The 13,324-nt window shown below is 35.3% G+C and carries 13 protein-coding genes; 6 read left to right on the plus strand and 7 right to left on the minus strand.

The window, feature by feature from the left end:
* Positions 1 to 3: 3 nt before the first annotated feature.
* A complete protein-coding gene (locus NST77_RS14395) occupies positions 4 to 570 on the plus strand; it encodes a chromate transporter (RefSeq protein ID WP_095330602.1) in 567 nt (188 codons plus the stop codon).
* 1 nt (position 571) lies between these two features.
* The gene (locus NST77_RS14400) at positions 572 to 1,111 is read left to right on the plus strand and encodes a chromate transporter (RefSeq protein WP_095330600.1); all 540 of its coding nucleotides are present in this window, start codon (positions 572 to 574) and stop codon (positions 1,109 to 1,111) included.
* Positions 1,112 to 1,243: 132 nt separating this feature from the next.
* On the opposite strand, the gene NST77_RS14405 is transcribed toward NST77_RS14400, so the two are convergent.
* The 3 genes from NST77_RS14405 to NST77_RS14415 are packed head-to-tail and all read right to left on the minus strand — an operon-like array spanning position 1,244 to position 3,681.
* Positions 1,244 to 1,810, minus strand: coding sequence for a 5' nucleotidase, NT5C type (locus tag NST77_RS14405; protein WP_095330598.1), 567 nt, complete (start codon positions 1,808 to 1,810; stop codon positions 1,244 to 1,246).
* A gap of 20 nt (positions 1,811 to 1,830) precedes the next feature.
* Complete coding sequence (ribD, locus tag NST77_RS14410) at positions 1,831 to 2,931, minus strand: bifunctional diaminohydroxyphosphoribosylaminopyrimidine deaminase/5-amino-6-(5-phosphoribosylamino)uracil reductase RibD (protein WP_095330596.1); 1,101 nt, start codon at positions 2,929 to 2,931, stop codon at positions 1,831 to 1,833.
* A 12-nt stretch (positions 2,932 to 2,943) separates the two neighbouring features.
* A complete protein-coding gene (locus NST77_RS14415; protein ID WP_095330594.1) occupies positions 2,944 to 3,681 on the minus strand; it encodes a GTP cyclohydrolase II in 738 nt (245 codons plus the stop codon).
* Positions 3,682 to 3,966: 285 nt separating this feature from the next.
* Between NST77_RS14415 and NST77_RS14420 the strand changes: the two genes are divergently transcribed.
* The 3 genes from NST77_RS14420 to NST77_RS14430 all read left to right on the plus strand — a co-directional run bounded on the left by NST77_RS14420 (position 3,967) and on the right by NST77_RS14430 (position 7,952).
* Positions 3,967 to 5,241, plus strand: a complete 1,275-nt coding sequence (locus tag NST77_RS14420) for an IS110 family transposase (protein WP_047945042.1) — start codon at positions 3,967 to 3,969, stop codon at positions 5,239 to 5,241.
* 755 nt (positions 5,242 to 5,996) lie between these two features.
* Positions 5,997 to 6,872, plus strand: a complete 876-nt coding sequence (locus tag NST77_RS14425) for a TetR/AcrR family transcriptional regulator (RefSeq protein WP_164464113.1) — start codon at positions 5,997 to 5,999, stop codon at positions 6,870 to 6,872.
* Between the two features lie 90 nt (positions 6,873 to 6,962).
* Positions 6,963 to 7,952, plus strand: coding sequence for a potassium channel family protein (locus NST77_RS14430; RefSeq protein ID WP_095330590.1), 990 nt, complete (start codon positions 6,963 to 6,965; stop codon positions 7,950 to 7,952).
* Between the two features lie 168 nt (positions 7,953 to 8,120).
* Here NST77_RS14430 and NST77_RS14435 read toward each other — a convergent pair whose 3' ends face one another.
* The 3 genes from NST77_RS14435 to NST77_RS14445 form a co-directional block, all read right to left on the minus strand.
* On the minus strand, positions 8,121 to 8,453 hold the full coding sequence (locus tag NST77_RS14435; RefSeq protein WP_095330588.1) for a four-helix bundle copper-binding protein: 333 nt from the start codon (positions 8,451 to 8,453) through the stop codon (positions 8,121 to 8,123).
* Between the two features lie 173 nt (positions 8,454 to 8,626).
* Positions 8,627 to 9,973 (minus strand): glucose-6-phosphate isomerase, encoded by a 1,347-nt coding sequence (locus tag NST77_RS14440; RefSeq protein ID WP_095330586.1) that lies wholly within the window; start codon positions 9,971 to 9,973, stop codon positions 8,627 to 8,629.
* 199 nt (positions 9,974 to 10,172) lie between these two features.
* Positions 10,173 to 11,336, minus strand: a complete 1,164-nt coding sequence (locus tag NST77_RS14445; protein ID WP_095330584.1) for an iron-containing alcohol dehydrogenase — start codon at positions 11,334 to 11,336, stop codon at positions 10,173 to 10,175.
* A 222-nt stretch (positions 11,337 to 11,558) separates the two neighbouring features.
* Between NST77_RS14445 and NST77_RS14450 the strand changes: the two genes are divergently transcribed.
* Positions 11,559 to 11,792, plus strand: coding sequence for a DUF378 domain-containing protein (locus NST77_RS14450; RefSeq protein WP_095330582.1), 234 nt, complete (start codon positions 11,559 to 11,561; stop codon positions 11,790 to 11,792).
* A 93-nt stretch (positions 11,793 to 11,885) separates the two neighbouring features.
* Here the strand turns inward: NST77_RS14450 and NST77_RS14455 are convergent, their stop codons facing one another.
* Positions 11,886 to 13,109, minus strand: a complete 1,224-nt coding sequence (locus NST77_RS14455; RefSeq protein WP_095330580.1) for an ornithine--oxo-acid transaminase — start codon at positions 13,107 to 13,109, stop codon at positions 11,886 to 11,888.
* Between the last annotated feature and the right edge of the window lie 215 nt (positions 13,110 to 13,324).

Here is a 13,324-nt window from a genome sequence, read left to right on the forward strand (position 1 = left end):
TTTATGTATAAAGATTTAATTCTAGGCATGCTTCGGGCTGGCATTTTCGGCTTTGGTGGTGGTCCTTCTGTTATTCCTCTGTTTCGTCACGAAGCAGTAACAAAATATAAGTGGATGGCTAATGATGAATTTGGGGATGCTTTAGCAATTGCGAATACACTTCCTGGACCTATTGCCACAAAATTAGCTGCCTATATAGGTTATCATCAAAAAGGGATAATCGGAGCAATTGTAAGCGTAATTGCCCATATACTACCGACTTGTTTAGCAATGGTATTCTTATTTTCCTTTATATCTATCCTCAGTCATTCACCAATAATAACAAGTATGATTGGAGCAGTCGTTCCAGTTATTGCCGTTATGCTTGGCTTAATGGCATATGAGTTTGGAGAAAAAGCGGTCAAAGGCTTAGGAATCTATGCTGGAATTGGATTAACACTTGTCTGTCTTCTTTTACTACAAGTATTTGCCATACATCCAGGTATTGTTGTACTTATTTTTCTTATCTATGGAGCATTTCATTTTAAATTAAAAGATAAACTTCTACATAAAAAAGAAAGAGGCATATAAGATGATTTTTGTAAGTATTTTCCTCAGTTTTCTTGTGGCAAATTTATTAGGTTATGGCGGTGGTCCAGCTTCCATTCCTTTAATGTATGAGGAGATAGTTAATCGATATAATTGGTTATCCAACATTGAATTTTCCAATATGCTCGCTTTTGCTAATGCTCTGCCGGGACCAATTGCTACCAAAATAGCTGCATATGTAGGCTTTGGAGTTGGAGGATGGGCTGGGTTTATTGTTGCTTTATTGGCCACTATTCTCCCTTCGGCAGTTGCTCTTATTTTCTTATTAAAATTAATGAAAAAACATCAAAATTCGAAGATTGTCAAAGGCATGACGCTTCTTGTACAGCCTGTAATAACAGCATTAATGCTAGTTTTAACCTATGAAATGTTTCAAGATTCCTATCATTCCATCGGTATCATTCAATCTGTTTGCATTGCTGTCATTGCCTTTTTATTACTGCAGAAGTGGAAGGTGCATCCTGCCCTAGTTATAATAATAGCCTTTCTATACGGAGGATTTATTGCTCCTCACATAAGCTAAAGGGTAGGGCATTTACCAAAATTACCAAAAGCAAAAAACTCTTTAAAAGAACCATATGATAGAATACATGAGCTATGAAAGTAAATTAATATACGAAATAGCCTGAAATGAGGCACTCAGGCTATTTCTTTCCTATTTACTTTCATACAAAGCTCGTAACTGTTTCCAGTCCTTTATTCTATTCAACTCTAAATGTTGATTATAGGGATGATCCTTCACATAAAGCCGTGTGGGAGACCCTTGAAGAGTTTCTAGAACAGCGGGTTTGTCATCAAAATAGTAGTTTAATTGAAGCTCCTGAATGATACAAACTTTCTCATGATCTTCCATCCCACAAAAAAAATGACTATCAATTACCGGAAATCCTACTTTCTTCATCCAATCTTTCGTCTTTTCGGCAAATTGTTTTTTCCGTGCTGTAATATAATAAACGTCATGACCATTACTAACAAGTTCATTTAGCACTTCAATGGAATCTGGAAAAGGAGGACAATTTGTAAAATAAATTTCTTCCCTTAGAGTGTTCCAAAGCTGCTTTCCTTCAGTAGCATTTAATCCAAATGGTTCGTGAATTTCAACCGTTTTTAATGCATGGAAGTTTTCTAATGCAATATTTTTCTGTAACTTATGATTATAAAGTTCAAAAGCATGTTGTCTTAAATTGATAAGTGTATCGTCTATATCAAAACCAAACTTCATTATTTCCTCCACAGAAAATACTAATTAATTATATCGGGATAAGCTGTTATTTTCATATCCTTGCCCACCCATTCCGTCTTTTCAAATCTTAAGGGAACTGCTTCATCTACTGTATCAATATCTTCTCCTTTAAATGGTGTATAGGAATTGGCACCGCCTACTATTTTAGGAGCAATATATACTAAATACTTCTGAATAAGCCGTTGACGCATAAAGCTTGCATTTACTTCACTTCCGCCTTCCAGAAGAATATCTGTAATTCCACGTTTATATATTTCCTTTAAAACTATCTCCAAGTCTAATTTTCCCTGAATAGAAGGAACTGTGAATAATTCTACACCCTTTTCTTTTAAAGCAGCTGCTTTCTCTGATTGAAGGGTAGCACTTGTAGCAATGATTGTTTTTGCTTCCCTACAATCAGTAATATTAGCCTCTAGAGGTGTTCTTAAATTGGCATCCAAAATAATCCGAATTGGATTCTTTGCTGGTCCCTCTAATCGAGTTGTCAATTTAGGATTATCAGCGAGCACAGTACCAACACCAACTAAGATTGCATCTACTTCATTTCTTAAAAAGTGCACTTCTTTTCTTGCTTCTTCTCCTGTAATCCATTGACTATGTCCTGTATGGGTAGCAATTTTGCCGTCTAATGTCATTGCTACCTTAGATATAACAAAAGGTTTTTCATGTATCATATTATGAATAAAACGTTCGTTTAATTGCTGGGCTTCTTTTTTTAGAACACCAACTTCAACATCAATTCCTGCTTCCCTCAAGATGTTAATACCTCGTCCTGCAACTTGCGGATTGGGATCTTCTGTCGCTACTACCACTCTTTTGACTCCAGAGTCTTTCACTAAAAGTGCACAAGGTGGTGTTTTCCCATAGTGTGAGCATGGCTCTAGCGTCACATAAAGAGTTGCATCTTTTGCGTGGTCTCCAGCCATTTTAAAAGCATGGACCTCAGCGTGTGGCTCTCCTGCTTTGCGATGGAGACCAGTTCCGACAATTACGCCGTCCTTTACAATGACAGCTCCGACAACTGGATTGGGATTTGTCTTACCAAGTGCAGATGCTGCAAGGTCTAATGCGAGTCTCATGTAATCTTGATCATGTTTCATACCTTATTCTCCTTAAATGGTCACTGTATTTTTCAAGGGAATATGACCAGATTTATTCACTTTCGTGTTTAAATAATTCTCATTATAGGATGAGACATCCCCCCATAAGGGAATATTTTCTTCTGCTGTAAGACCAAGTTTTTTTAGTGCATCAAGCTTCTTTGGATTGTTAGTTATTAATTTAACTGGTTTTTGTCGTAGTGCTTGAAGAACTTTAATCGGTGCTTCATAACTTCTTAAATCATCTGGGAAATCTAATGCGAGATTTGCCTCCACAGTATCTAGACCATTTTCTTGTAAAAGGTAAGCAAGGGATTTAGTAAATAGCCCAATACCTCTTCCTTCATGATTAGCTAAATAAAAGAGAGCTCCATTTCCATTCTCTACAATCATACGCATCGATTCTTTTAATTGATATCCGCAATCACAACGTTTACTACCAAAAATGTCGCCAGTATGACATATACTATGCATACGTATTAATGCATTTTCTGCATTTTTAAAGTCACCGTATACTAAAACAGAGGATTGTTGATAATCCGCTAAATGTAAATTCGGTAAAGAGCGAAGCACTTCCTCTTTCGTTTCATCCTTCTTTATCGGTAACCATGTGTACCATTGGAATGTCACAACTTGATCGTCCAATTGAACTGGCAATTTTACTGGTCCGACTAAACTTAAATTCTGTTCTTCATTAAATGCGATTATTTCCATCTTATTTTGAAGAAGATCGATAACATTTTGATCCATTACAAAATCTCCTTTATCTTCTGTTATATTCTTACTTATATTTCTTATCGGTATAAAATTTTAGATTATAAAACGATAGACAAACCTCTAGATATTAGAAATAGCTGTTTATTTATGATCTATTTATTTAATCTCTTCGAATCTAATTGCTTTCCGTGGGGCTCACGGTAATCCCACAGGAGCATTCCTGTGGGATTAGTTTCTGTGGTATTGCACAAAAAAAGATCCTCCTTTATGATGCTAATATTGAGACCAATCAACACAGCGTCAGAAGGAGAATCTATTATGAATAATACCCGTAATCACCGTTTAAATCAAGTGTCTACTTCCACTTTAATCATTGGAATTGACATTGCTAAAAATACACACTATGCATGTGCGGTGGACGATCGAGGGGTTGAGTTAAGTACCTCTTTTTCTATCCACCAGTCTCATCATGGTTTTCATCAATTTTATCTCAAGCTTCAAAATCTAAAGGCAATTCATCAAAAGGATGATTTATTGATTGGATTCGAGCCTACTGGGCACTATTGGATGAATTTAGCTGCTTTTCTTACCCAAAATGATATTCGTTTTGTCATGGTCAATCCTCTACATGTGAATCGTTCCAAGGAGTTGGATGATAACTTACAAACGAAGAATGATAAGAAGGATGCGAGAGTCATTGCTAAACTAATAACCAATGGATACTTTAGTGATCCTCGTCAAATAGAAGGAATAGAAGCAGAGCTTAGAGAAGGTTCCTCTATTCGGTGGAATCTGAAAAAGGACATTTCGAAAGTGAAGAATCGTATCATTCGCTGGACGGATCGTTACTTTCCTGAATTTAAAGTAGCATTTAAAGATTTAGGGCTGAATGCATGTGCCATATTAAAACATACCCCTTTACCAGTAGACTTAATGGAAAAAGAAATCGAGGAGTTAGTCCTTTTATACTTGGAAAAGGAAAAACTAAAGTATCCAGCAAGACCTAAAATAGCACAACTAAAGAGAGTGGCGGTACAATCTATTGGATTAACAGAAGGCTCCAATATGGCTCGTATAGAAATTTACTCTTTAATTACTCAATACGAACTTCTGACAAAGCAATTAGAACAGGTAAATGAAAGTTTAAAGACACTAGCAGAGCAACAAGCGGAATATCATTATTTATTATCAATCCCTGGCATTGGGGAAACTACCGTTATAGATTTACTAGCAGAAGTGGGTTCTCTCAAGCATTATAAACATCCACGCCAACTTATTAAATTAGCGGGATTAACCTTACGAGAGAACTCTTCTGGAAAGATGATTGGACAAAAGCGAATCTCCAAAAGAGGGAGAAGAAAGCTGCGAGCCCTTCTCTATCGTGCTGTCTTGCCTTTGATTAGAAATAATGAAACCTTTTATGATTTATATCAGTATTATATCTCTAGAAAAGAAAACCCTTTGAAGAAGAAAGAAGCATTAGTCGTTCTATGTAATAAAATGTTAAAGATTTTTCATGGACTTTGTCAGCAAGAAGTACTGTTTGATAAGGAGCGAATGAGACAAGATCTCTCTATCCTCCAACCCAAATAAAAATCTATAAGACGGTTATATTCAAAAAGATGACAGGAAAGCTGGCTTTTAGAGAGACTTACGACTTAGAGTCCATACAGGAGCATGATGCCAGCCTCTGCCTTATGATGAGACCAAACGAAGGAATGTAAGCGCGCGACGCTAAGAGACATGGGAGGGTACGTCCTCATAAGAAGAGTAGAGATACCGGATGCATCTAATAGTGTATATTTGTCAATAAATCCCTATTGGCTCTAGCGTCGCGTCCACTTACTTACCAAATATTATAATTAATGGAATAGTTAGTTAAAATATGATTCAAAGAGTTTTCCTAAAAAAATATTGGACTAAAAAAATAACGCTGTAAACGTTGGTATATCAACTTTCCTCGAGGGAGTCTCCCCCTTTTCACTTCAAGCAACGCATAAAAATGTACCTTTCCTTTTTAAATATCTTTTTGACAATAAACTGATACTTACGATACGTAAGTAAGTTTATTATCATAAGATACGCTCGTCAAGAAATCAGCTCGATTTAATTAACATAAACCAATTGGATTACTCAACTTTCAACCTTCATCTTTTTATGATTATAATCATATAGTAAATCCCTTTTTCGCACAATTCGCAACTACTCCCTTCAGTCAAGAAGAAGCAAAGCTCTATACATTGATTTTTCCCTTCATTTACTATATAATTTGACTGATTAGTCATATATATTAGAAAAAGATGACCAATAAGTCAAGGTGTACTCCCATACGTCCAGGAGGAAATTACGTGAAAGAAAAAGAAAAAATAATTATAGATTCTGCCATAAAATTTTTTGCTCAAAAGGGATTTTCTTCTACCTCAGTGCAAGAAATTGCCAGTGATTGCGGTATATCAAAAGGAGCCTTTTATTTATACTTTAAATCGAAAGACTCTCTTCTTTATACAATTATGCAATATTACTACGATGAATTGATTACCGCTATGGAAGAAATAAGTCAAAAGCGAATCCCTGCTCGTGAAAAATACATGGATCAACTTACCTTTATGTTTAATCATGCTTTAAAACACAAAGAATTTATTATTATGCAATCAAAAGAACAAGCTATTCCCTTAAATAATTCTATCAAAGATCTGTTAGTAAAAATGCAGTCAGAGCTTCAAAGTTATAATCTCAAAGGACTCCATTCTATTTACGGGGAAGAGAAAAAGCAATACCTTTTAGATTTGCTTATGATCCAAGATGGTCTTATTCATTCTTTTTTAAAACTTGTGATTTTAGAGCCTATAAATGTCTCAACAAGGGATATTTCCATCTACTTATTAAAAAGATTAGATTCCATCATAACGGATATGGACAAAAATAATGAGAATCCACTCTTTTCTACTTCTTTTCTAAAATATATCATTAAAAAGCCTAAAATTAACTTTATGGAACATGGTCATCAAGATATACTAGATGCTATCGCCTCTATCCAACGTAAGAGTGAGCATGTAGCGAATAAACAAGAGATAGAAATAACACTAGAAGTATTAATGACAGAGATTCATGCTGATGAACCAAGATTACCCATAATTAAAGGCATGCTCTCTAACTTGAACGACTATAAAAACTTTGAAGAAGAACAAAAAACAATTGCTTCATTTTATCATATCCAACTTTAAAAATATCCTGTTAAAAAACTTTCATTGATTATGAAAGTTTTTTTATTGGTCAATAATGCAAAGGATAACAACTAATAGGAGGTGTTTACTTTGCCTAATTCTATCCTTTCAAGATTTTTAAGATTACCATTAAGTATTCGTGTTTTATCGATTTCCCTAACTATTATTATCCTATTCGGTTGCTTTATCACATTAGTTGAACCAGAAACATTTCCCACTTTATTTGAAGGAATTTGGTGGGCTATTATTACTACCTCTACCGTTGGATACGGGGATTATGCACCTATTACCGTTATTGGGAGAATAACCGGCATGCTATTAATCTTAACAGGAGTAGGATTTCTCTCTACCTATTTAGTAACATTGGCAACAGCAGCAGTAGCTAAACAAAACGCATATTTGGAAGGGAAAACCACTTATAGAGGACAAAACCACTTGATAATTGTCGGCTGGAATGAACGGTCCAAACTAATCATTCATTCCATCATTAAAGATCGCGAAAAGATTCCGATCACTTTAATCGATGAGTCCTTAGCAACAAATCCAGTTCCAGAAACTATTCATTTCGTAAAAGGAAATTCTAATTTAGATCATGTCCTGTTGAAAGCGAATATCATGACTGCTAGTAAGGTCATCTTAACAGCTGATCAAACCAAAGAAGAATTACAAGCAGATATGCACTCTATTTTGACTTTACTTGCTATTAAAGGACTAAACGCAAAAGTACCGTGCATCGTTGAAATACTTACTGCTGAACAAATACAAAATGCTAAAAGAGCTGGTGCCGATGAGATAATTGAAACAAACAGCCTTACGAGCTTTGTTATGCACAACAGCTTAAATTCACAAGATACGATGATTGCATTTTTAGAACTTTTGCATCAATTGAAGGATAAAAAGCTTCAGTTTATTCCTTTGAAAAATATTCAGGAAGAATTAGTTGATTATCTGACTTTAAACAATTTTTTATTAGCAGAGGGTAAATTACTATTAGGAGTCAAACGTGGGGGCACTAGTTATCTAAATCCAAAGCCTTCATTTGAGTTTGAAGAAAAGGATGAGTTAATAATTATTACTTAGAAACCTAGTTAGCTGATGAGTACAGAAAGTAGTCATGAAAGCGGAGAAGAAAAATTCTTCTTTTAAAATTATGGTTTTTCGAGGCGGTCGCTCGCATAAGTTTATTTCGAGCTGCCCCCTCGAAAAACCAATTTTCCCTCTCTTCAAACAAGCCTTTATAACAACCTACTATGATTCTAAAAATATTTTACATGCTTCTATACATTCTTTACAAATTTCTGCACAATAATGACAATGACGATGGTCGTGTTTCTTACATTCATTTGCGCAATCCTCACAAACAGAAAGGCAAATTTCTGCAAATTCCTTTGCATATGGAGATTTTCTAATGATTGCCTGCTCTAAGTAACTACAAAATTGAATACATTCCCTATTCATATGAATACAATCAAGCATTGGTGCTACCCGCTCTTCCGCTAAGCATTCATTTAAGCAATGATTACAAACAATCATGCATTCCTGTAATGATTTAATCAATAATTGTTCTTTTTCAACAAGCATTCCTATTTCCTCCTTCTATTACCCCTTTCTCTTTATTTAACCTCTCTCTAAACCTTTAAACATCTTGGATTAAAAATGAATAGAGTTGTATATTTTCCTAAAAATTCAAAGAAAAATAAAAAAGCTGTCGAATACTCAAATACGAGTATATCGACAGCTCAATCTATTCTAACTTATAAACGACTTTCTAACTCTGCTTTTTTCTCTTCAAAGCCAGGTTTACCTAGTAAAGCAAACATATTTACTTTATATGCTTCAACCCCTGGTTGATCAAATGGATTTACGCCTAATAAATATCCACTTATCGCACAAGCTTTTTCGAAGAAATACACAAGATATCCAAATGTATATTCATTCATTTCTGGTATTGTTACAACTAGATTTGGCACACCGCCATCTGTATGTGCAAGTAACGTACCTTCAAATGCTTTATTATTAACAAAATCAACAGTTTGTCCAGCTAAGTAATTTAGTCCGTCTAAGTCATTTTCTTCTGCTTCGATAACTAATTCATGACGCGGTTTGTCAACTTTAACAATTGTTTCAAAAATATCGCGACGGCCTTCCTGCACATATTGTCCTAAGGAGTGAAGGTCGGTTGAGAAGTTAGCTGAAGAAGGATAAATACCTTTTTGGTCTTTCCCTTCACTTTCGCCAAACAATTGCTTCCACCACTCAGAGAAGTATTGCAATCCTGGCTCGTAGTTAATTAACATTTCAATTGTTTTTCCTTTGTTATAAAGAACGTTACGAACTGCAGCATATTGATAGGCAATGTTATTTTTTAATTCAGATGTACCGAAATCTGTTCTAGCTGCTGCTGCCCCTTCCATCATTGCTGTAATATCAGCGCCGCTGACAGCGATTGGTAATAAACCAACTGGTGTTAAAACAGAATAGCGTCCACCAACATCATCTGGGATAATAAATGATTCATAGCCCTCTTCTGTAGCTAGAGTTTTTAAAGCTCCTCTTGCTTTATCAGTAGTAGCATAAATTCTCTTTCTCGCTTCTTCTACTCCGTACTTTTGTTCCAGTAATTTACGGAAAATACGGAAAGCAATCGCCGGCTCTGTAGTTGTTCCAGACTTAGAAATAACATTAATAGAGAAATCTTTATCTCCAAGGAAGTCAATTACATCACTCATATAAGTGGAACTAATATCTTTTCCAATAAAGATAATTTGTGGTGTTTGTCTCTTTTCTTTTGATAAAGAATTATAGAAGCTATGATTTAACATTTCAATTGCAGCACGTGCTCCTAGGTAAGAACCACCAATACCGATTACAAGTAAAACCTCTGAGTCGCTTTTAATTTTTTCTGCTGCTTTTTGAATTCGCGCAAATTCTTCTTTATCATAATCTACAGGTAGATCAATCCATCCTAAAAAATCACTTCCTTGTCCAGTTTTTTCATGCAAGGAATGATGGGCAACTTTAACTGCATCTTCTAAATATGTAATTTCGTGCTCTCCAAAGAAACTTAATGCCTTTGAGTAATCAAAACGAACGTGTGTCATAAATGATCCTCCAATATATTTAATTTATACTCCTCTTCCACTTTATCGGAAGTAGAAAAAGTAATCAAGAAAGAACTTGGTATGAAAACGGATACAAACTATTTTTTTTAAATTTATTCACCAATTATTCCATTTCTTCTCTATTGCAGAAAGACGAACAAACAATTCATACGAACTGTTTGCTCGTCTTTCTGCATTTTTATAATGATGCTTTATAAATTGCTAAAACATCCTCTGCATCTAACATTTTAAATTGGCCAAATCCACCATTCGTCATTGCTTTTTCAACCATTAACTCCAGTTTACTATCATCAATGTCGTAATCAGCTAAACGAGAAGGTGCACCTAGCTCATTCCAGAATGCACGTAATTTCTCAATTCCTTCTAGACCAGCTTCTTCCGCTGTTTTTCCTTCTGGATCTACTCCAAATACGCGAACAGCTAATTGCTTAAAGCGTTCTGGTTTTACAGCTAAATTATGCTTCATCCAATTAGGGAAAAGAATAGCAAGTCCTCCACCATGGGGAATATCATATACTGCAGAAACTGCATGTTCAATGTTGTGGGTAGCCCAATCACCACGATATCCCATATTGAGCATACCATTAAGAGCCATCGTTCCACAATATAATATCGCAGCACGATATTCATAATTTTCTAAGTCATTTACAAGTTTAGGACCAAACTCTATGACCGTTTTCAATACAGATTCACACATATAATCTTGTAATTCTGTGTGTTCTTCTAAATGGAAATAATGTTCAAACACATGTGACATCATATCCACGATTCCATATATTGTTTGATCTTTAGGAACTGTATATGTATTTTCGGGATCTAAAATAGAAAATACCGGAAATGTAAATGGACTACCCCAGCCAACTTTCTCTTGTGTTTCCCAATTAGTAATAACAGAGCCAGAGTTCATTTCAGAACCAGTTGCCGCAAGTGTTAAAACTGTTCCAAACGGTAACGCTGCTTTAGGCGCTGCTTTTTTCGTGATGAATTCCCAAGGGTTCCCATCAAATTTAGCTCCTGCGGCAATGGCCTTGGTACAGTCAATAACACTTCCTCCACCAACTGCTAAAATGAAATCAATTCCTTCTGTCTTGCATATATCAACTCCACGTTGTACAGTAGTTAATCGAGGATTTGGCTCTACACCAGATAGTTCAAATACTTCTTTTCCATTTTCCTTTAAGATGGTCATTACATTATCATATAGACCGTTTCTTTTAATACTTCCTCCTCCGTACACTAAGAGGATTTTTTTGCCATAGGAAGCTAATTGATCTTTTAATTGTGCCAATTGCCCTTTACCAAAAATAAGTTTTGTCGGGTTATAAAAAATAAAGTTTTCCAAATGAATGCCTCCCATTCTGTTTTTACATTAGTAAAAAAAATACTAATTGTACGATTATTATTAATCAAAATTACAAGAAAATCAAAGGATTGAGCTTAGTGCTGGCAAATAGTATATGTTTTCTCCATCATTCATTATTCGTTTATTTTTCTAAATGTATACTTTCGTGAATTCTACTAAAAATAAGAAAGATTTCCACTATATTTTTAAGGAGGACATAAAATGAGCGTAATCCAAAGAATTGCATTAATATTAACGATTATAGGAGCAATAAATTGGGGATTAATAGGCTTCTTTCAATTTGATTTAGTGGCAACACTATTTGGCGGCCAAGGATCCGTTATTTCTCGTATTATTTACGGTTTAGTCGGAATTGCAGGTTTAATAAACCTTGGTTTATTATTTAAACCCTTTTCCGCTGCTGAAAGGGAGTCTATGCCAAAGACAGCTAGATAGATAAAAATGGATAAACAAAAATAAAGCCGAACAATTCCACTTGCTGATTGTTTGGCTTTTTTGTAAGGAATGATTTTTTTTAGAGTTATTTATTTAGTTTAGCCCTGGGCTATCCTCATTTAATACTTGCTTTATACGCTCTATCGCCCAATCTAACTCTTCCTTCGTAATCGTTAATGGTGGAGCAAAGCGAATGACAGAATCATGGGTTTCTTTGCATAACAATCCTACTTCTTTTAATTTTTCACAATAAGCTCTAGCCTCAACCTTTAATTCAACCCCTATAAACAATCCTCTTCCCCGTATTTCTTTTATAATTGGATTTGTTATTTCCGATAACTTTTGAAGAAAGTATTCGCCTAATTGCGCCGAACGATTGGTCAAATCCTCTTCTATGATTACATCTATAGCTGCAATTGATACAGCGCACGCCATTGGATTTCCTCCAAAGGTTGATCCATGAGAGCCTGGATTAAAAACACCTAATACATCTTTATCTGCCACAACACCTGAAATAGGAAAGACTCCTCCTCCAAGCGCTTTTCCTAAAATATACATATCTGGCACAATACCGTACCACTCACTCGCAAATAATTTACCTGTTCTTGACAGTCCTGTTTGAATTTCATCGGCAATAAACAAAACATTATTAGCCTTACATAGTTGATAGGCTTCTTCCATAAAACCTTGAGGTGGAATGATAATACCAGCCTCCCCCTGAATTGGTTCTACAATAAATGCCGCTGTATTTACTGTAATTGCTTCTTGTAATTGATCAATATCTCCATAGGGAATCGTTTTAACCCCCGGTAACAATGGTCCAAATCCGCGTTTATATTCTTCATCAGAGGAAAGAGAAACGGCTCCCAATGTTCTTCCATGAAAATTCCCCTCACACACAATGAGTTCTGCTTTGTCCTTTTCTATTCCTTTACGGTCATATCCCCATCTTCTTGCTGCTTTGATAGCAGTTTCTACGGCTTCAGCACCTGTATTCATCGGGAGGATCATCTCTTTTTTGGTTAGGGAGCTAATCTTTTCATACCAGGGACCTAATTGATCATGATGAAAAGCTCGAGAAGTCAAGGTTACACGATCCGCTTGTCTCTTCAATGCTTGAATTATTTTAGGATGGCGATGACCTTGGTTTAATGCTGAATAAGCACTTAGCATATCCATATATTTATTTCCTTCAGGATCAGTAATCCAGACACCTTCTGCTTCTGAAATGACAATTGGCAGTGGATTATAGTTTTTTGCTCCATATTTCTCCGACTGCTCCATTAGTGAGATAGATTTATTAACTTCATGTACCATTCAATCATCCTTTCCAATTTAATGTATAATGTAAGTAAATATCTATACTATTCACTTTAGCTGATTTTTCTACGGATGGATAGAATTTTATTTGTATTTTCTAAAAATTCATTCTTGGCATAATAAACCCTAACTTAGCCAAATTAGTTCTCCCTATGAAAACGCAAAAAAGGCTGCCCTATGTGTAATTCACATCGGACAGCCCTTTATAAGAA

This window comes from Niallia sp. FSL W8-0177, assembly GCF_038006285.1.
Taxonomy (GTDB): domain Bacteria; phylum Bacillota; class Bacilli; order Bacillales; family Cytobacillaceae; genus Niallia; species Niallia circulans_A.

Excerpts from the sequence above, each read along its gene's own strand:
- NST77_RS14395 (WP_095330602.1), top strand. The coding sequence starts at position 4 with ATGTATAAAGATTTAATTCTAGGCATGCTTCGGGCTGGCATTTTCGGC.
- NST77_RS14400 (WP_095330600.1), top strand. The coding sequence starts at position 572 with ATGATTTTTGTAAGTATTTTCCTCAGTTTTCTTGTGGCAAATTTATTA.
- NST77_RS14405 (WP_095330598.1), bottom strand. The coding sequence starts at position 1,810 with ATGAAGTTTGGTTTTGATATAGACGATACACTTATCAATTTAAGACAA.
- ribD (WP_095330596.1), bottom strand. The coding sequence starts at position 2,931 with ATGAAACATGATCAAGATTACATGAGACTCGCATTAGACCTTGCAGCA.
- NST77_RS14415 (WP_095330594.1), bottom strand. The coding sequence starts at position 3,681 with ATGGATCAAAATGTTATCGATCTTCTTCAAAATAAGATGGAAATAATC.
- NST77_RS14420 (WP_047945042.1), top strand. The coding sequence starts at position 3,967 with ATGAATAATACCCGTAATCACCGTTTAAATCAAGTGTCTACTTCCACT.
- NST77_RS14435 (WP_095330588.1), bottom strand. The coding sequence starts at position 8,453 with ATGCTTGTTGAAAAAGAACAATTATTGATTAAATCATTACAGGAATGC.
- NST77_RS14440 (WP_095330586.1), bottom strand. The coding sequence starts at position 9,973 with ATGACACACGTTCGTTTTGATTACTCAAAGGCATTAAGTTTCTTTGGA.
- NST77_RS14450 (WP_095330582.1), top strand. The coding sequence starts at position 11,559 with ATGAGCGTAATCCAAAGAATTGCATTAATATTAACGATTATAGGAGCA.
- NST77_RS14455 (WP_095330580.1), bottom strand. The coding sequence starts at position 13,109 with ATGGTACATGAAGTTAATAAATCTATCTCACTAATGGAGCAGTCGGAG.